Origin of the sequence: Methylomonas sp. LW13, assembly GCF_016865255.1 — a bacterium.
In the GTDB taxonomy this organism is placed as follows: Bacteria; Pseudomonadota; Gammaproteobacteria; order Methylococcales; family Methylomonadaceae; genus Methylomonas.
The window spans coordinates 4,585,286-4,603,445 of record NZ_CP033381.1; the positions used below are offsets into that span (position 1 = coordinate 4,585,286).

The window sequence follows — 18,160 nt, forward strand, 5'->3', positions numbered from 1 at the left end:
CTATCCGCAATATTTAGTAATTTAATGGAAAAAGAATCCGACTATCTTGTTAGAAGCGCGAGGCTGATTTTTGGTCACTTAAGCGATCTAGTCAAAAAGAAATGCATTATCTCTGCGCATTTTGGCGAACATAACCAATCATTTTTGACCACCATTATCGATCTCGATCAAAAAGCCAATCTGATTACACTGGATGTTGCGCCTACGGAATTACTGAATAAGCAGTTGCTAGGCTCAGCCAAAGTGCTGTTCCGCACCGAATACGAAGGCATCAAAGTTTCATTCCGCGGCAAAGCAATCAAAAAGTCGCAAAGCGACGGTCACCCGGTGTTTGCGATGCCTATCCCGGACGCCATTTTTTGGATGCAACGCCGCCAGTATTATCGCGTTAAAGTGCCTCTTTCTCATAAAAACAGCACCTGCGAACTCAACCTTGCCACAAAAAATGAAGCCGGCGAAGTCGATACGCAAGCCAAAGTGTTCAGCGTGGCAGACATCAGCATTTCCGGATTTTCGTTTTTAAATCCCGACACAAAAATTGCCGACCTTTTAGTGCCTGATACCGTCATAGACGAATGCGCCTTGTATTTGCACGATGGCAGCAGGGCCCACGTGGGTTTTGTCATTAAAAGCGTGAACAATGTTCGAGCCAGCGCCACAACCTATCAACATCGCATAGGCTGCAAATTCACCCATATTCCGCAGGTGTTCGAAAACAACCTCCAACGCTACATGCAGGAAATCGAATTACAGCAAAAGAATCTAAGCATTTAAATCCCAAACAGCTGAGCATAGGTTTTAGGCCGCATAGTCGCAGCATATACTCACCAAGGCAGTTTTCCATTGCCGGCCATTGACAAAGTGCGGACGCTTAGTCCAAGTGTGACCTTACTGGTTATAATTGCGCGCTTCAAAAATCTGATTTAACGCCATGTCCTTACCAACAATCCCCGCAACTGCATTGCCACAACAAGGCACCACGATATACTGGAGTGGTCTGAGCGGCTGCGGCGACTCGCTGACGCTGGCGCAAACGATTGCTCAGGAAAAGCGCCTGCTGGTGATTGTCACGCCGGATACGCAAACCGCGTTGCGTCTGGAACACGAGCTGGCATTTTTCTTAGACAACAGCCTGCCGATTCTGCATTTTCCGGATTGGGAAACCCTGCCTTACGACGTATTCTCGCCGTTACCGGAGATCATCTCGGAACGCTTGCGCACCTTGGCGCTGCTACCCGACACCAAACGCGGTGCACTGATTTTGTCAGTCGCTACCTTGATGCACCGCCTAGCGCCGCGTGAACATATTCTGGCGCACAGTTTTGCCATCGAAGTCGGCGGCACTTTGAGCCTGGAAGTCACACGAGCCAAACTGGAAGCGGTGGGCTATCAATGCGTCTCACAAGTCTATCAACACGGCGAATTTGCGGTGCGCGGCTCGATATTGGATTTGTTTCCGATGGGTTCCAAGCAGCCCTATCGCATCGAATTGTTCGACGATGATGTGGAATCGATCCGCAGCTTCGATCCCGACACACAAATGTCGCAGGACAAAATGCCAAAAGTCGAGCTATTCCCGGCCCGCGAGTTTCCGTTTACCGACGAAGCCATCAAACGCTTTCGCCAGGCCTTCCGCGAGCAATTCCCGGACGCTTCGCCCAAGAACAATCTGTATCTGGATGTTTCCAAACAAATAGCCCCGGCCGGCATCGAATACTACTTGCCGCTATTCGTCGAAAGCACCGAATCGCTGTTTGCCTATTTACCCAAGACTGCATTGTTCGTGCTGCCGGCCCACTTTGCCAAAAACGCCCAGCGCTTTTACAGCGAAGCCGACGAGCGCTATCAGCAACGCAAATACGATACCAACCGGCCCTTGTTGCCGCCGACGCGCCTATTTTTGTCAGCCGAGGAAATCCAGCAACACACCGATAGCTTTATTCGCGTAGTGCTGGACAACCAAGCAGAAACCGCCCACTCCTTCGACTGCAAGTTACTGCCGGATGTGGCGATAGACAGTCGTTTAAAAGAACCTGCACAACGTCTGCGCCAATTCATCGAAGGCTTTGATGGCAAAATCTTGTTCGTCGCCGAAACCGCCGGCCACCGCGAAGGCCTGATCGACAAATTAAAAAGCGTCAAACTGGCCGCCAAGCAAGTACAAAGCTGGCCGGAGTTTCTAAAAGCCGATCATTCGCCGTGTATTGTCGTGGCGCCGATGGACCATGGCCTTTGGCTGGATAAGGCAACGACCGCCATGGATGGTGGAAGTGCGGCAAATTGTCTGGAACAATTGCCGCCGCTGGCGATCATCACCGAAAGCCAGCTCAGCGGCGAGAAAGTCCAGCAACGCCGGCGCCGGGCCAAATCCGCTGCCCGCGCGCTGGAAAACATTTTCAATAATCTCGACGAGCTGACCATCGGTTCGCCGGTGGTGCATCAGGAACACGGCGTCGGCCGTTATCTAGGCTTGCAGATTCTCAACGTCGGCGGCATCGACGCGGAGTTTTTAATGCTGGAATACGCCAATAACGACAAGATTTATGTGCCGGTATCGTCCTTGCACATGATTGGTCGTTACAGCGGCGTCAGCGCCGAAAATGCGCCGTTGCATCGTTTAGGCACCGACCAATGGAGCAAGGCCAAGAAAAAAGCCATGGAGCGCGCCCGCGACGTGGCCGCCGAGTTGCTGGACATTCATGCCAAACGCGCCGCCCGCGAAGGCTTTGCCTTTAACATCGATAACAGCGACTACAACGCCTTCGCCGCCGCCTTCCCGTTCGAGGAAACCCCGGACCAGCTCAGCGCCATCGACGCCATCTTGCAAGACATGGCCGCCACCCAGCCGATGGATCGCGTGGTTTGCGGCGATGTCGGTTTCGGCAAAACCGAAGTGGCGATGCGCGCGGCCTTTGTGGCGGTGCAAAGCGGCAAACAAGTCGCGGTGCTGGTGCCCACCACCCTGCTCGCCCAGCAGCATTATCAAAACTTTCGCGACCGCTTCGCCGACTCGCCGGTGCGCATCGAAGTCACCTCGCGCTTCGTCACCCCCAAACAGCAAAAAGCCATCGCCGACGACTTGGCCGACGGCAAGGTCGACATCGTCATCGGCACCCACAAATTGCTGTCCAAGGAAATGAAATACAAGGCCTTGGGCCTGGTGATCATCGACGAAGAACACCGCTTTGGCGTGACGCAAAAAGAACATTTCAAAAAGCTGCGCCACGAGCTGGATTTGTTAACCCTGACCGCGACACCGATTCCGCGCACCTTGAACATGGCCATGGCCGGCCTGCGCGATATTTCCATCATCGCCACCCCGCCGCCGAACCGCCACGCGATTAAAACTTTTGTGACCGAATGGATAGACTCGCAAGTACAGGAAGCCTGCCAACGGGAAATCAAGCGCGGCGGCCAAGTGTTTTTCCTGCACAATGACGTCAAAACCATGGAAAAAATGATGCGCGAACTGGGCGAACTGGTGCCGGAAGCGCGAATTCAGATCGCCCACGGCCAGATGGCCGAGCGCGAACTGGAGCAGATCATGCTGGATTTTTACCACCAGCGCTTCAACCTTCTGATCGCGACGACGATCATCGAGAGCGGCATCGACATCCCCAGTGCCAACACCATCGTCATCAACCGCGCCGACAAGCTGGGTCTAGCGCAGTTGCACCAGTTACGCGGCCGGGTCGGCCGTTCGCATCACCGCGCCTATGCTTATTGCATCGTGCCACCCAAGTCGTTGATGACCAAGGACGCCATCAAGCGCCTGGAAGCCTTCGAAACCTCTGGCGAGCTGGGCGCCGGCTTCATGCTGTCCTCGCATGACATGGAAATCCGCGGTGCCGGCGAGTTGCTGGGCGACGAACAAAGCGGGCAGATTCAGGAAATCGGTTTTACGCTGTATACCGAATTGCTGGAACGCGCGGTCAAAGCCTTGAAATCCGGCAAGCAACCCGAGCTGGACGCACCGTTCGAAACGGGCCCGGAAGTGGATTTGCAAATCGCCGCGCTGATTCCGGAAGACTATCTGCCGGACATCCACGCCCGCCTTGTACTGTACAAACGCATCGCCAGCGCCGAAACCGAAGACGACTTGCGCAAATTAAAAATCGAAATGATAGACCGCTTCGGTTTGTTGCCGGATCAGGTCAAAGCCTTGTTCGCCATCACCGAACTGAAACAACAAGCCGCACATCTGGGCATCCGCAAAATCGAAGCCCACGCCACCGGCGGCCGCATCGTCTTTACCGCGTCACCGCAGATCGATACCGGCGAGTTGATCCTGATGATTCAAAGCCAGTCGCAAGTTTATAAATTCGATGGCGCGGACAAATTACGCTTTACCCAGGCCTTTAAGGATATGGAGGATAAGGTGGTGTTTTTGGAGAAGTTGTTGGTACGATTGGTACCTAAATCTTGATATTAATTTTTGGAGGGAATATGCCGCGCTGCCAAACCGCCAAGCAAGAAGCCATCGCCGCCATCAATCTATTGCCAGACACGGTGAATTTTGAAGAAATCGTGTACCGGCTCTACGTTATGAACAAAATATATCAGGGGCTAGAAGATGTAGAGCAAGGCAAGGGCATTAGCAGCGAGACCTTGCTACGCGAAATCGAGCAATGGTAATTTGGACGCCTCGCGCCAGAACAGACCTCAAAGCCATTCATGATTACATCGCGCGGGATTCACCGCTTACTGCCAAACGCATCATCCGGGAATTGATACAAAAAACCGACAGCCTGCTGGTGTCTCCTTACCTCGGTAAAAAAGTGCCCGAGTTTGAACAACAGGAATTAAGGGAAATCGGCGTGCATTCTTGGAGAATCATTTACCAAATTAAGTTTAATCAAGCCTATGTTGTCACAGTGGTTCATAAACGCCGCGATTTCAAAAATTCGGACTTATCGATAGACCAATAAACACGCAAATCCAAGGGAGAGACAATTTTTGAAACGCTAAGCAGCGATTTGCGATCAAAACCTGTTGACGCTGCAAGAGATGCTCAAACATTACAAATTGGAATTCCAGAAATGTAAATAACGTTAGTTAAACGTAATAGAACAAATCTAACACCTTAATCCCTCCGAATACTCTTCGCTATCCAGAGCTACGAGGACTATGACCAACCGGCGTTCGTCCACGGACTCGATACTCAAGATAGCAAGACCCGTTTGGCCCGCAAAAAGGCCGGTAGCGCCGTCGACGACCTTACCGCTCGCGGCAAAACGTTTGCTCCCCCAAACACCGCAAAATCATCCAGGCCTTGCTCTTCTTTGCTGCGTATTTGTTCCCTTGGGTATAACCTCACGCGCTTTCTGAACCTATGTGTGTTTACGCCGAAACTGGTGTGGAGTTCGCCCACCTACGCCCAATGACGGCTTCCGGCGAATAAAAAATCACGGACTCTGTGGGCTATGGATATATCAGCGTTTTATCACCGGTCTGCTGGATGCTACTAATTCAGCACACGACAAATTGCGAAATATCGTAGATCTACGGTATTTCGTCCGAATTTGATATTGGTATAAGCATTTCCACCCTTCGAAGATAAATTTATCTATTTTAATTCATAGAGTTATCTACTCTAAGTAAATTGGCGTGGCGATTGCTTATTTGTTACCGAGTGGGGCGAAAACGGCTCAACCAACTACTTCAACAGCGGCTGGCGGTGAATAAACGATACTATCGTCTTGATCTCCTTAAAAGTCGCAGTTAACCGATCAATCAACCAAATTATGGGGTTCTGCTTATGCCAATCACCTTATTGAAATCACTCGCCCAAGCTAAATTTCTCGGTGAATTCGGCTATTCGTCGGAAGGGATTTGCTATTACATCTGCGAATATGTCGAAGAGAAAATCTGGGCCAAACCCGGTGTAGGTGCTTTTAAAGATGCGGTCAAAGCCGCCGAAAGCGTCATACCTTCCACAATAATTAAGGCAGGTAAAGCTAAAAATCTTGCGCAAAAGGGCGGTGGGGTCCATGGCACACCACAGGACAATTACCCATCGCTAAACACACCATTGAAGATCAATTCGCTTTACCGGATCGGCTTATGGTTCGGCGCACTAAATGACAAGGCACCGGCCTCCGCGACCGAGAATAATCACGAAGCGATTGTCATTACAGGCGCCGGCTCCGACATTGTGTTTCTAGAACCAAATTTTGGCTTCTACCGGGGACAAGGGGGAGCGATGTTTCCAACCAACAAAGACGTGTTGGAAGGCGAGATCAAAGCTCTTTATACAGCCGTTAATTACTTTGCAACGAATTTCACTTATTCTCGCGTCAGGGGCCTTTAACCGCTTAAACCGTGAACTTGAACTGACGGCCGGGCTAGAAACATTGAAAAATCCGCCTTGCCGTCAGCACGAGGATGCGCTAAACAACGTACACCGCATCGTTCGCAAACCTTGCGGTTTCTAAACTCACCCCGAAACACTCCCATCCGGCAACACAAACTTAATATCCAAACTGCGCAAATAGGTCTGCAAGCCGGCGTCCTGTAGCGGAAGCAAATGCGCCTCTTTGCCGGACTCGTTGTAATGCGCATGCCAATAGCCAGGCGGGGTGATAAAAGCGGAATAGGGTTGCCAATCGACACGGGTGGGATTGACGATCTGACCGTTCGCCGAAATCTGCGGTCCTACCAGGGTGTAACAACCCGGCGCGCAATCCAGAATTAAATCCAAGGCCACCGATTGGTGCCTATGCGGCAATTGCACCGCGCCTTTGGGCAGCACGCCCAGCATCGCCCACAGCGTATGCGTCACGGTCAGGGTTTGGTCCATGGCTTTGTTAGCCAGCAAGACGCTGATGCGGTTGCGATTTATCCCCTCGGCGGCTTTTTGCGCTGCCGCCAACTCGCGCAGCGAATCCTCTGCGGTATAAAGCGTCGGTTTAAAGCATGGCCTGTCGGCTGTCACCCCCAGGTAAGTCAACAGCGGCTGGTCGTGCACCAGATAAAAGGCCGAATCGCTGTCGGCAAAATGTCGAATATCCTTGCCCACCGGTAGCACCACAAAATCGCCGGCTTGCCAGGGGATGGTCAGGTCATCGAATTCAGTGCGGCCACCGCCGTACATCACGTAAAACAACAGCGAGGTAGCATTGAAATTAGTCGCCAGCGACTCGCCAGCCAGAATTCTGACAAAATTCGCGCACAAGGCCGGGCTGGTGGCTGGACCAGGGCAACGCAATTGCTCGCTGACATCCAGCGGGATAATCCGGGTGCCGCCGGTTCGATGCAACTCGCTGCCGAAATTGGCGAACGGCAATTTAGTGATAGCGCCGGAGCCAATTGGGTCAGCGGCTTGGGTATATTCAAAATAGCGGCCATTTTCCAGCAAGGGCTCAAGCGGGTTTTGCGGTTTGACAATGGTCATGGCGGCACCTTTCTAATGTATGCAATCTAGGTAAATAGCGTGATGGTTTAATTTGTACGCTCGCTGGTTTGACAAAGTGGATTTGTGTCAAACCCAAAATGCACAGACGTTTTTTCAATCCGTAGTTCGGACGAAATACTTGGCACAAGGGTTCCACATTGCATCGGCAACCGTTAGAATCGTTTTGTATATCCAAGGCAAATTCAAGATGGCTCTGGCAGAAAAAATTATCATTAAGCGCGGAAGATTATTTGCACGGCGAGGCGTCCGCGCAGATCAATCGCTAAATGACACGCCTTGCCGCACTTACATATGCTACATGAAGTCACCATCGCCAACGCCTTCTTTTATCCTGACGCGCTGCTGGACGTCGCTGATCAGGTATGATGTCGGCCATTTTGACCGCTCAGCCGTCACACAAATCTAAATCGCTAAACCCTGTTTCTTTTAACTTCTGACGTACCACTCACTGACATAACACCATGAAATTAACAAAATCTTCCCGTTTTCCCACCTGCCCCGGCCCTGTCGTTACCATCGTTCTGGATGGCGTCGGCATTTCGCCGCGCGAAGACGGCGACGCGGTTAAAGCCGCGCGCACCCCAAATCTGGACCGTTACATGGCCAGCTATCCGATGACCACGCTGCTGGCGCACGGCACCGCAGTGGGCATGCCCAGCGACGAAGACATGGGTAATAGCGAAGTCGGCCACAATGCCTTCGGTGCCGGCCGGGTGTTTGCCCAAGGCGCGAAACTGGTCGCCGAATCGATCAGCAGCGGCCATCTCTGGCAAGGCCATGCCTGGCATGAGGTGGTCGCTACCGCCAAACAAGGCGGCACTTTGCATTTCTTAGGTCTGTTCTCCGATGGGAACGTGCATTCGCATATCGACCATTTGAAAGCGATGATCGAGCAAGCGAAGCAAGAAGGCGTGGCTAAAGTGCGTATCCACATTTTGCTGGATGGCCGCGACGTCGGCGAAACGTCAGCTTTGGAGTACGTCGATCCGTTCGAAGCCTATCTGGACGGCTTGCGCGGCGCGGATTTTGATGTGGCGATTGCTTCCGGCGGCGGCCGCATGCAAATCACCATGGACCGTTACGAAGCGGACTGGTCGATGGTCAAACGCGGCTGGGACATCCACGTGCTGGGTTTGGGCCGGCAATTTGCCAGCGCCCACGAAGCAATTGAAACCTTCCGCAACGAAGCCAATGTTATCGACCAGGATTTGCCCGGCTTCGTGATTGCCAAAGACGGCAAGCCTCTCGGTACTATAGTCGACGGCGACGCGGTGGTTTTTTTCAACTTCCGCGGCGACCGCGCTATCGAAATTTCCCGCGCCTTTACCGAAGAACAATTCAGCCCCTTCGAGCGTGGCCCGCTGCCGAAAGTGACTTACGCCGGCATGATGCAATACGACGGCGATACCAAACTGCCGCCACGCTTTCTGGTCGAGCCACCTACCATAGACCGCACACTGGGCGAATACCTAGCTAAAAACGACATCAGCCAATACGCCATCAGCGAAACCCAAAAATTCGGCCACGTGACCTATTTCTGGAACGGCAACCGCTCCGGCAAATTCGACGAGGCCTCCGAAACGTATGTGGAAATCCCCAGCGACGTAGTGCCTTTCGAACAGCGGCCTTGGATGAAATGCGCCGAGATCACCGATACTCTGATCGACGCGGTGCGTAGCGGTAACTACAAATACCTGCGGGTTAATTACGCCAACGGCGATATGGTCGGCCATACCGGCAATTTCGAAGCGGCGGTCACTGCGATGCAAGGCCTGGATCTGCAACTGGCACGTCTGATTCCGGTGATTTTGGAGATGAACGGCACGGCGATCATCACTGCCGACCACGGCAATGCCGACGAAATGTACGAGCTGGATAAAAAAGGCAATGTCACCCGCAACGCCGAAGGCCGCACCAAAGCCAAAACCTCGCACACCTTGAACCCGGTGCCGTTTGTGCTGGTGTCCGGGGAGAACCCTGGCTACACACTCCGCGACGATTTACCAAAAGCCGGGTTGTCGAATGTGGCTGCGACTATTTTGAATCTGCTGGGCTTTGAAGCACCGGAAGATTACGATCCTAGCTTGATCAAAGCCAGCTAAGCCGTAAAGCATTCTCAGCTGATGACACCGCCTTTCGGCTATACGCTGTTAGGCGGTTTTTATTGGCCGCTGGAAATTCGTTAAAAACCCCTGATGACCTAATTTGGAAAACTAATGGACTACCCCGAACGCATCGTCTGTTTAACCGACGAAACCACCGAGACCTTGTATTTGCTGGGCCAGCAAGCTCGTATCGTCGGCATCTCCGGCTATACGGTCAGACCGGCGCAGGCTCGCCAGGAAAAACCCAAGGTCTCGGCGTTTACCAGCGCCAAAATCGATAAAATCCTAGCGCTAGAGCCTGATCTGGTGCTGGGCTTTTCGAATTTGCAAGCTGAGATTGCGGCGGAGTTAATCCGTAACGGTATTGCTGTGCATGTGTTCAATCAACGCTCAGTCAACGGTATTTTGCAGATGATAGGCTTGCTGGGCGCGATGGTCGGCGTCCCGGAAAAAGCTGCTACGCTGGTGGCGCAGTACCGGCAACAACTGGAAACCACCCGCCTGCGCAGCCTAAGTTTTGCCAGACGTCCCAAGGTGTATTTTGAAGAATGGGATGAGCCGATGATTTCCGGTATCCGCTGGGTATCGGAGTTGATTGGCATCGCCGGCGGTGAGGACTGCTTTGCCGAATTGGCCACGGAACATTCCGCCAAACAGCGCATCATCGCCGATCCTCAGGAAGTGGTAAGGCGCGCGCCTGACATCATCATCGGCTCCTGGTGCGGTAAAAAATTCCGCCCGGATCACCTGGCTGCCCGCCCCGGTTGGGACAGCATTCCGGCCGTACAACAACAACGAGTCTACGAAATTAAATCTTGCGATATTTTACAGCCAGGACCGGCGGCACTTAGCGATGGTTTGGCCCAAATATGTCAGATCATCAATGATTGGCAGCAAGATTGTGCTTAGCCTAATAGGTGCTCAAATAAATCCAATAGCGCAGGCTATAGCTGTGAATTAATCCCGCCGGGCCGGATGGAATAGTTCATATCAAAACCCGCGCCTAAATCTTAATCTCCTCTTCGAAAGGGATTCTTCATGCCACCCCCCCAGGGAGCTTGATCAATGATCATCATCGAAGAGGTATCACATGAAAACGCCAAAATTATTTTTCCTAAGCACTGTTTTGTTCGGCGCCAGCGCCATTGCCCATGCCCAGCCGACCGGTGGCGGCACCACACCTAAACCGGTATGTAAAACCTTCGATATTCCCACGATTATTTGTCCCGATGGCTGGACCATTGCCGACGATCTGAGCAACGGCACCAATAAATGTACGACCGGCTTTATCAAAAGAACCTTTTGCAAAAATGTTGCTGCGCGCAGTGGTTTTCAGGGTAACGTCGAAGTGATCAATACCGGCTCCAAGTTGTTTGAATTTGTGCAGCCAGTCGATGAATCAGGCGCACCTATAGCCATAGAAGCTGAATAGCTGATTGCCAGCCAAAACATGCATAAACCTGTATTGGGCTGCGTAGGTAGCCCAATACAGCGTCATAAAATCAGACGGCAACTTCACTGTGACTATAAATAGCGCTGAGGATCGACCCCACACTTCGCGGGCACCTCAAACGAGGTAATCCGATCATTACAACCGGGTTTGGACAGATCGAAATCTGCGGGAGGTGTGTAGCAGCGCGTCCGGGCATTGAATACCACTCTCACCCGTGGATGCAGCAGGTTTTCATGATGTTGCTCAACTACGACGGCCAAATAACCGCTCTCCAGTCGTACTAAGGTGCCGACCGGATAGATGCCGATGCTGCGAATAAATTGATGCACCAGCGTCAGATTGAAATGATGGTCGCTCCATTCCAATAACTTTCTTAGCACTTCGGTGGGTTCGATGCCGGTGTGATAAACCCGCGTGGATGTCAATGCATCGTATACGTCCACTACCGCAGCCATCTGCCCGTAAAGGCTGATTTCATCGCCCTTCAGGCCTAGTGGATAACCACTGCCGTTGTAGCATTCGTGGTGTTCGGCTGCGACATTGAGCGTGATGGGTGAAATACCCGGCGTTTTCTCCAACACCTGACAGCCGTAGCGCACATGATTTTTCATAATCTCAAATTCGCTTTCCGTCAGTTTTCCAGGTTTGTTCAGAATGTTATTCGGCACCTGCATTTTGCCGATGTCGTGCAATAAACCACCCAGGCCGACCTGTTCGATAAGCTTGCGGTCTATATCCAAAGCTCTGCAAAAACTAATCAGCAAGGTGCCGACCGCCACGGAATGCTGAAAAGTATATTTATCAGCCTGCTTGATTCTGAGCAGACTGACTATGGCGTCCGGGTTACGGAAAATCGAATCGATGATATTGGAAACCACCGGCTCTACCTGCTCCAATTCGACCTGCTTACCCAAGCGGCAATCCTGAAGGACGTTGTGTACGATGCGGTTGGCTTCGCGGCAGACTTGCTTGGCTTTTACCCGTTCTTTTTCGACGCTAACCGGCGGCGGCACGCGCTTGAGCGTGCGCCCCAAGTGCTGCATATGTTCGTCAAGCTGCCGGTTTATGTCATGAACGGTTGGGGCTTCCGGCATATCCGGGCCGAGCGTGGTGTCTATGTAGACCTGGCAAATGCCGTAGGCGGCGATTTTTTCGATGTCTTGAGCGGATTCGATCAAAAAGCTGTTGCGCAAGAACGGGTGGTTTATCCACGGGCAGTTGATGTCGTGGATAAACATCTTGGGCTTCAGGTCGGCTACATCGATTTTTTTTATCATTGCGCATTTGCCCGGCGGATTGCGACTATGGCGGCATACCCGTTATGAATAGGACCGGGTTCGCTGTAAGTGTATCAGCAGTAGTCATGAACGGAGCAGTAACCAATAAAGCCACCAAAACAACCCCTAATCCTAGTGCGGGGATCATCAAAAAACACGCAAAAATTGGCAATCGCCAGCCGCTGAGCTAACCTAGGCGATCCGGTTAACTGCAAATTTAGGGAATAGATAGAACCATGCTGCGTTACGACCGTTCTCGATACATCGCTTTAGGCCTGCCGGCTTTGCTGAATGCTTTGGCGCTACCCCTGTATGCGCATCAGATAACGACCAGCGGGTCGTCCGACGAATATGCCGTGCCGTTCTATTTGATTATCGCCCTGGCATGCGGCTTATTCGGGGTATCCGCCATGATAAAACGCTGCCGCGACATCGGCTCTTCGGCCTGGGGAATATTGCTCGGATTTTTGTTCGCGCCGCCGCTGATGCTGTTGGTGGCTTTGGTATTAATATTCGCCCCCAGCAATCCGGCCGCCGACCAACTGGAAGCTCCGGCGTTGCGCCCTACCTTCGATATCTGGTTTACCGGCTTTCTGTTATTGGTGAGCCCGTGGATGCCTGTGCTATTAGTACGGGCTTTGTAAGCGCTTATTCCAATCAGCTGGTTTGAACCTGTTCAAGATTATCAACCACGCCCTTAGACGCGCCTAAAACCTTGGTTTCCGGGAAGATAAAATTCTTTTAGCCCGGCCCTTAATTATCTTCGCTCAATGGTAATCTTGGATTCCCGCTTTCGCGAGCATTACAGCGAAGTGACTATTTGGGCAATACTGGCGGAACGCCCGAAGGCGTCCGCCGTGAGTTGAGCTCATTTGGTATTTCTGGGATAGCTGTAAATAGCTTGACCATGGGCTTTATCAACATAAATCATATCTTTTTCCGCTACCACAACCGGCGCAAGCGGATTGGGATAACTATGTATGCCGCGATTGTGCGCGGGATTGTCGTAAACCACTTCAGCAACCCAACTATTTAAAAAGCCGCCGGAGGCGATGCGATCACCCTGTGCTTGAACACTTGTCGAGACAAGAGCGGCAGTAAGGACGATAGCCAATTGGATGGTATTTAAGGTTTTCATGATAGGTCTCCTGGTAATAATGGTTATGAACCCGGCCCTATCTGTTTCTGCATCTCGTTCGATAAGAACGGTATGTCGGCCTGGGTTAATAAATCACTGGAATTCTGATTGGAAATTCAACCGATCCAGCTTGGAGACCATTGTGAACAAACTCCTGGAGTAAATAAAATTGATTGTTTTTATAGCTTCAATAGATTTTACATATAGTGAATTCCTTGCCGGCTTGTCGAATAAAGCGACAGTCTGAATATCACCAGCAAGAACGATGGACTTAGTTAATAAGCGCGGCAAAACGTGTCGATTACTTTACATTTCAGCGGCAAAACTGCGGATTTAGTGGGGAACGAACCAGGTTGACCAAGTTAAACCCATCGGCATATTGCCGATTTTTCATCTATTTCCAACGCATAATCAGTGAGTTGGCAGGATCATCTTCCGCTGAAATCCGGCGCCAAGATTAATGGCATCAAAATTGATAGGGTTCAGGCAATATGCCGGCTTTGCGCTGACCTTCCGGTCATGGCCGGGCATTTGTTCAAACATGGCTTTGGAATTTAAATACCTATGACTACCTATGCCATCGGCAGCGTAAACGGCGATTACCGAGCACTGATGCAACGGCTGACCACCATCGGCTTTGACCCATTGGAAGATCGACTGTGGTTTGCCGGCAATCTTATCAATCACGGGCCGGAATCTTTACAAGTACTGCGTTACGTGAAAAGCCTGGGCAAAGCCGCTGTTGTGGTATTGGGCAAACAAGAACTCCATCTCTTGAGCGTTGCGCTGGGCTATACGCCATTGGCCCCGGAAGATACCTTGGATGAAATTCTTAACGCCCCGGACCGGGACGAATTATTGAAATGGCTGCGGCTGCGCAGCCTGATTCATCACGATGCCAAGCTTAATTTTACGTTGGTAAATGCCGGTCTTCCTGGCGAATGGACTTTCAGCCAGGCGCTGACTTTTGCGTATGAAGTGGAATCGGTTTTATCGGGAAGCAATTACGCGGCGTTTCTGGAAAACCGCAAGCAAGACCAGTCGCGCTGGCATGCCAAACTGCGCGGCTGGAAACGGCTGAATTTTATTGCCAATGCCTATACGCAAATGGCCTATTGCAATGAACAAGGCAAGCTGGATTTCAACGCAACGGGCCCAGTCGATGCTCAACCGAGCGGTTTAATGCCTTGGTATCGTGTCCCCAACCGGCTAACATCGCAATTGAACCTAGTTTTTGCCGATGACGCGCATTTTGCCGATAGTAATTGCGCCGGCTTCTATCCGCTGCCCGCGTTGTCGGCTTTGCGATTATCCACATCCGGCGCAATGATTGCAGCAATGTCTTAATGCGCTGTTGCTTGAACTCAGCCTAGCCGGCGAATTTAAGCTCATTTTTTAAAGCCCAGGGCTGTATCGGCCCCTGTCACATTAGTCAAATTTGCATCATCAAACTTGGCACTTCTAAAATCCGCGCCGGAAATAGTCGCGCCGTCTAAATTGGCGCCGGACAAGTCCGCCCAGATAAACTGGCCGCCGCTCAAATTGGCATGGCGGAGCGATGTATTGCTCATCAGCGCGTAATTAAAATTCGCGTCGCTCAAATCCGCATTGTTCAGTATCGCATTGTTCATTTCCAACTTATCGCGCAGTTGCCGCGGACTCGCCGAATTAGGACCTAAATTGGCCTGTTTTAATTTGGCGCCGGCGAAATTAACATTGTTCAGCGATCCGGTGACGCGGCTGCGGCTCAGGTCCGCGCCGGATAAGTCGGCATAATCCATCAGTACGCCATATAGGCTGGCATAGGATAAATCGGCATTCTGCAAATTCGCATTACGCATCTGCGCAAGATTGAGATTGACACCTACCATTTTAGCTGCCGTTAGCTTTGCCCCGTCAAGATTGCTGGAAAACAGGTCGGCTTTATTGAAATCGATTCCGGATAAATCCAAACCCGACAGGTCTTTCTTGATCAAGTTCGGCTGCTGACTGCCGGCCTCGGCTATAATCGCGATAACGCCTTCTCGAGTGAGTTCCGCCGCAGCGCATGGCAATAGCCAAAAACCCAAACTGAAAGCTACCAATGTTCGGCAAACACCGGAATCGTATTGCATAACCACTCCTCAAAGCGGGTTAGACGGTCAAAAAATAACCGCCATCTTGCGAGTTTCAGTGCATCATAATCCAATAAATCAGGCTTTAGGCAAATTTTCCCGCCCTATAGAAGCGCTACTTCAGGCCAGCCATGATCAAGGGTTTTCGACAAGTTATATACTTTTGGCAACACAACCACTAAAGGCTGTTTAGCGTGAACGCTTTCTATCATAAATTATTGATTTTGGGGCTGATACTAGCGCTGCCCGGTTTAGGCTGCTTCAGCTATTACACGCTTGAAGAAGCCGGCCCAAACACCGCGCTACCGGCGTTGGCGATTATGATAGCGTATCCGGCCTTACTGATTTCCCTGACAACCCTCATCATGTTGCGAGTTTCGAAGAAGCCGTCCCGTCCAGGGGCTTGGCTGGCGGGAAGCTGTTTAATCGTTTCGGCGGCGATCCTGCTGATTGCCCGCCTATAGAACATAAAACTGCTTAACAAACACGCCGCCGATTAAATTTACTAGATACTTTCCAAAAAACATAAAGCAACTATAGTTGCCCAGACACGCGCCCCCACAACATCGCCAGGATCTTAACTATGGATTTTGTCATTTCGCCCGCAATCGCCTTGATGGATAGGCTGCGCTATCCCGCAAAATTTGCGCTGCTATTCAGCATCGTGCTGATCCCGATGCTGTTCATGGCCGGCACCTTGATCAGACAATTTCAACAGGAAATCGACTCCTTGGCGCAAGAACGCCATGGCCTAAGTTACATCGCCGCCCTCAGAAAACCAATCGAACACATTCAGCAGCATCGGGGCATGACCAGCGCGTTTCGCAACGGCGCAACCCAATTTAAGGAACGCATCACGAGTAAACGCGAAGAAATCGATGGCTATTTTGCGGAACTGGAAAAAACCGACCGCGAACTGCATGAGGCCTTGCAAACCGACGACATGCTCGCCAAGCTCCGCCAACAGTGGAACGACATCAAAACACACTCCCAGGATCAAGAGTTAAGTGCAGTGATAACCGCTCATAACGTGTTGATTGCCGATGGCTTGAAGCTACTAACCCATATTTCGAACACGTCCGGCATCATCCTCGACCCCAAGCTGGATAGCTTTCATATGGGCTTCGTACTGACGGCCGATTTGCCCGAATTAATCGAAGTGATGGGGCAAACGCGGGCGCTGGCGTCCGGCATCGCCGCCAAAGGTAGTCACACACCGCAATCCTTGACCAAGCTGTTGATCTTAATCGCTAATATAGAAACCTATGCCCGCAAGGTGGATGAAGGCTTGGCCGTGGCGTTTGCGGAAAACCCCGAGGTGTCGCGAAACTTGCGCGGCACCAATGAAAACTACCGAACAGCCTTGCAAACCATGCTCGGTTTATTACGCCAGCAATTGGTCGAAAGCGAAACCATTTCTGTTGGTAGCGATACGGTATTCGAAACCTCCACCCAAGCCATCACCCAGTCTTACCAGCTTTACACCGGACTGATAGCCGAACTCGACCTGCTTTTTCGCACCCGCAGCGCGGCAGCCGAACAGTTTTTACAATTTACGCTGGCCGGGTTAATCGGGGTGTTGTTGGTGGTCATTGTGCTATTGCTGGGCTTAACCAAGTCGGTCAATCGCAACATAACCGCAATTAACCTCGCAACTAAGCGCGTTGCCCAAAACGACCTGAGCGCGAGAATACATATTGATGCCAACGATGAAATGCGGGAGATTGCCGAAAACTTTAACGCCATGATAGACACTAGTTCGGCTTTGCTGAAAGAAATCATTCATACCAGTGCCGAATTGCATACGTCGGCGCAAAAAGTCTACACAGTTGCCAACCAAAGTGCGACTCATCTCGACCGGCAACGCGAAGAAATCACCTCGGTTGCGACCGCGGTGAACCAGATGAGCGCGACCATCCAGGACGTTGCCTCCACCACCAATACGGCGGCCCAAGCGGCCAGCACCGCTAACGAGCAAACAAAAAACGGTCAAAGTGTCGTGGCAAGCGCCACACTATCGATCAGCCAATTGGCTAAAGACATCGAAGGTGCTGCCAATGTGATTCAAAGTCTGGAAAAAAGCAGCGAATCCATAGGCTCTTTGGTGGATGTGATTAAAAGTATCGCCGAACAAACCAACTTATTGGCATTGAATGCCGCCATTGAAGCCGCCCGCGCCGGCGAACACGGCCGCGGTTTTGCGGTAGTGGCGGATGAAGTTCGCAGCCTGGCAAGCCGTACCCAAGAATCGACTGCCGTAATCGAAAATATGATAGGCGAATTACAGGCCGGATCGCGCAAAGCGGTCACCGTGATGCAGCAAAGCCGTACGCAAGCTAATGTGGGTGTGGAGAAATCTCGGGAGGCCATGCAATCCCTGGAAGCGATCAGCCAATCGGTGGAAACCATCGACGCGATGAACCTGCAAATTGCCAGCGCGGCCGAAGAGCAAACGGCTGTGACGGAGGAAATCAATCGGAATATCGTCCACATTACCAATTTGTCGGAACACACCAGTAGCGGGGCTAATCAGACTACCGCCGAAGCCCGCCAGCTGAATCAGCTAGCGGAAAACTTACAAAAACTAACCACGCAATTCAAACTGAATATCTAGCAAGAGAAGCCGCTACCCGATTTGTGCAGGCACCCAGGTAGCGGA

16 protein-coding genes are annotated in these 18,160 nt (G+C 51.6%); 12 read left to right on the top strand and 4 right to left on the bottom strand.

Annotated elements, in window-relative coordinates:
* Positions 1-24 precede the first annotated feature (24 nt).
* The 5 genes from JL719_RS20830 to JL719_RS20850 all read left to right on the top strand — a co-directional run bounded on the left by JL719_RS20830 (position 25) and on the right by JL719_RS20850 (position 6,310).
* Complete coding sequence (locus tag JL719_RS20830; protein WP_033157824.1) at positions 25-774, top strand: flagellar brake protein; 750 nt, start codon at positions 25-27, stop codon at positions 772-774.
* 157 nt (positions 775-931) lie between these two features.
* The gene (mfd, locus tag JL719_RS20835; protein ID WP_033157823.1) at positions 932-4,426 is read left to right on the top strand and encodes a transcription-repair coupling factor; all 3,495 of its coding nucleotides are present in this window, start codon (positions 932-934) and stop codon (positions 4,424-4,426) included.
* 20 nt (positions 4,427-4,446) lie between these two features.
* Entirely contained in the window at positions 4,447-4,635 is a 189-nt protein-coding gene (locus tag JL719_RS20840) for a hypothetical protein (protein WP_033157822.1), read from the top strand.
* Positions 4,629-4,928 (top strand): type II toxin-antitoxin system RelE/ParE family toxin, encoded by a 300-nt coding sequence (locus JL719_RS20845; RefSeq protein WP_033157821.1) that lies wholly within the window; start codon positions 4,629-4,631, stop codon positions 4,926-4,928. The genes JL719_RS20840 and JL719_RS20845 overlap by 7 nt, the downstream gene beginning before the upstream one ends.
* Positions 4,929-5,758: 830 nt before the next feature.
* Positions 5,759-6,310: a hypothetical protein gene (locus tag JL719_RS20850; RefSeq protein WP_033157820.1), complete on the top strand. Its 552-nt coding sequence runs from the start codon at positions 5,759-5,761 to the stop codon at positions 6,308-6,310.
* A 126-nt stretch (positions 6,311-6,436) separates the two neighbouring features.
* On the opposite strand, the gene JL719_RS20855 is transcribed toward JL719_RS20850, so the two are convergent.
* Positions 6,437-7,393 (bottom strand): cupin domain-containing protein, encoded by a 957-nt coding sequence (locus JL719_RS20855; RefSeq protein ID WP_033157819.1) that lies wholly within the window; start codon positions 7,391-7,393, stop codon positions 6,437-6,439.
* A gap of 482 nt (positions 7,394-7,875) precedes the next feature.
* On the opposite strand from JL719_RS20855, the gene gpmI reads away from it, so the two are divergent.
* The 3 genes from gpmI (at position 7,876) to JL719_RS20870 (ending at position 10,951) form a co-directional block, all read left to right on the top strand.
* A complete protein-coding gene (gene gpmI, locus JL719_RS20860) occupies positions 7,876-9,516 on the top strand; it encodes a 2,3-bisphosphoglycerate-independent phosphoglycerate mutase (protein WP_033157818.1) in 1,641 nt (546 codons plus the stop codon).
* A gap of 114 nt (positions 9,517-9,630) precedes the next feature.
* Positions 9,631-10,428 carry a cobalamin-binding protein gene (locus JL719_RS20865; RefSeq protein ID WP_033157817.1) on the top strand — a complete coding sequence of 266 codons (798 nt, stop codon included), beginning with the start codon at positions 9,631-9,633 and terminating at the stop codon, positions 10,426-10,428.
* Between the two features lie 181 nt (positions 10,429-10,609).
* Positions 10,610-10,951, top strand: a complete 342-nt coding sequence (locus JL719_RS20870; RefSeq protein WP_033157816.1) for a hypothetical protein — start codon at positions 10,610-10,612, stop codon at positions 10,949-10,951.
* A gap of 92 nt (positions 10,952-11,043) precedes the next feature.
* On the opposite strand, the gene JL719_RS20875 is transcribed toward JL719_RS20870, so the two are convergent.
* Complete coding sequence (locus JL719_RS20875) at positions 11,044-12,249, bottom strand: cyclic di-GMP phosphodiesterase (RefSeq protein ID WP_033157815.1); 1,206 nt, start codon at positions 12,247-12,249, stop codon at positions 11,044-11,046.
* A 236-nt stretch (positions 12,250-12,485) separates the two neighbouring features.
* Here JL719_RS20875 and JL719_RS20880 point away from each other — a divergent pair, with 236 nt between their 5' ends.
* On the top strand, positions 12,486-12,893 hold the full coding sequence (locus tag JL719_RS20880) for a DUF805 domain-containing protein (RefSeq protein WP_033157814.1): 408 nt from the start codon (positions 12,486-12,488) through the stop codon (positions 12,891-12,893).
* A gap of 224 nt (positions 12,894-13,117) precedes the next feature.
* Here JL719_RS20880 and JL719_RS20885 read toward each other — a convergent pair whose 3' ends face one another.
* Positions 13,118-13,387, bottom strand: a complete 270-nt coding sequence (locus JL719_RS20885) for a hypothetical protein (RefSeq protein ID WP_033157813.1) — start codon at positions 13,385-13,387, stop codon at positions 13,118-13,120.
* Between the two features lie 564 nt (positions 13,388-13,951).
* On the opposite strand from JL719_RS20885, the gene JL719_RS20890 reads away from it, so the two are divergent.
* Entirely contained in the window at positions 13,952-14,734 is a 783-nt protein-coding gene (locus tag JL719_RS20890; protein ID WP_033157812.1) for a symmetrical bis(5'-nucleosyl)-tetraphosphatase, read from the top strand.
* A gap of 41 nt (positions 14,735-14,775) precedes the next feature.
* Here JL719_RS20890 and JL719_RS20895 read toward each other — a convergent pair whose 3' ends face one another.
* The gene (locus JL719_RS20895; RefSeq protein ID WP_033157875.1) at positions 14,776-15,501 is read right to left on the bottom strand and encodes a pentapeptide repeat-containing protein; all 726 of its coding nucleotides are present in this window, start codon (positions 15,499-15,501) and stop codon (positions 14,776-14,778) included.
* Between the two features lie 194 nt (positions 15,502-15,695).
* Here JL719_RS20895 and JL719_RS20900 point away from each other — a divergent pair, with 194 nt between their 5' ends.
* The gene (locus JL719_RS20900) at positions 15,696-15,965 is read left to right on the top strand and encodes a hypothetical protein (protein ID WP_033157811.1); all 270 of its coding nucleotides are present in this window, start codon (positions 15,696-15,698) and stop codon (positions 15,963-15,965) included.
* Positions 15,966-16,084: 119 nt separating this feature from the next.
* Complete coding sequence (locus JL719_RS20905; RefSeq protein WP_033157810.1) at positions 16,085-18,115, top strand: methyl-accepting chemotaxis protein; 2,031 nt, start codon at positions 16,085-16,087, stop codon at positions 18,113-18,115.
* Positions 18,116-18,160 lie beyond the last annotated feature (45 nt).

Coding starts and splice junctions, on each gene's coding strand:
- JL719_RS20850 (WP_033157820.1), top strand. CDS start 5,759: ATGCCAATCACCTTATTGAAATCACTCGCCCAAGCTAAATTTCTCGGT.
- mfd (WP_033157823.1), top strand. CDS start 932: ATGTCCTTACCAACAATCCCCGCAACTGCATTGCCACAACAAGGCACC.
- JL719_RS20880 (WP_033157814.1), top strand. CDS start 12,486: ATGCTGCGTTACGACCGTTCTCGATACATCGCTTTAGGCCTGCCGGCT.
- JL719_RS20885 (WP_033157813.1), bottom strand. CDS start 13,387: ATGAAAACCTTAAATACCATCCAATTGGCTATCGTCCTTACTGCCGCT.
- JL719_RS20870 (WP_033157816.1), top strand. CDS start 10,610: ATGAAAACGCCAAAATTATTTTTCCTAAGCACTGTTTTGTTCGGCGCC.
- JL719_RS20830 (WP_033157824.1), top strand. CDS start 25: ATGGAAAAAGAATCCGACTATCTTGTTAGAAGCGCGAGGCTGATTTTT.
- JL719_RS20855 (WP_033157819.1), bottom strand. CDS start 7,393: ATGACCATTGTCAAACCGCAAAACCCGCTTGAGCCCTTGCTGGAAAAT.
- JL719_RS20865 (WP_033157817.1), top strand. CDS start 9,631: ATGGACTACCCCGAACGCATCGTCTGTTTAACCGACGAAACCACCGAG.
- JL719_RS20845 (WP_033157821.1), top strand. CDS start 4,629: ATGGTAATTTGGACGCCTCGCGCCAGAACAGACCTCAAAGCCATTCAT.
- JL719_RS20895 (WP_033157875.1), bottom strand. CDS start 15,501: ATGCAATACGATTCCGGTGTTTGCCGAACATTGGTAGCTTTCAGTTTG.
- JL719_RS20875 (WP_033157815.1), bottom strand. CDS start 12,249: ATGATAAAAAAAATCGATGTAGCCGACCTGAAGCCCAAGATGTTTATC.
- gpmI (WP_033157818.1), top strand. CDS start 7,876: ATGAAATTAACAAAATCTTCCCGTTTTCCCACCTGCCCCGGCCCTGTC.
- JL719_RS20890 (WP_033157812.1), top strand. CDS start 13,952: ATGACTACCTATGCCATCGGCAGCGTAAACGGCGATTACCGAGCACTG.
- JL719_RS20840 (WP_033157822.1), top strand. CDS start 4,447: ATGCCGCGCTGCCAAACCGCCAAGCAAGAAGCCATCGCCGCCATCAAT.
- JL719_RS20905 (WP_033157810.1), top strand. CDS start 16,085: ATGGATTTTGTCATTTCGCCCGCAATCGCCTTGATGGATAGGCTGCGC.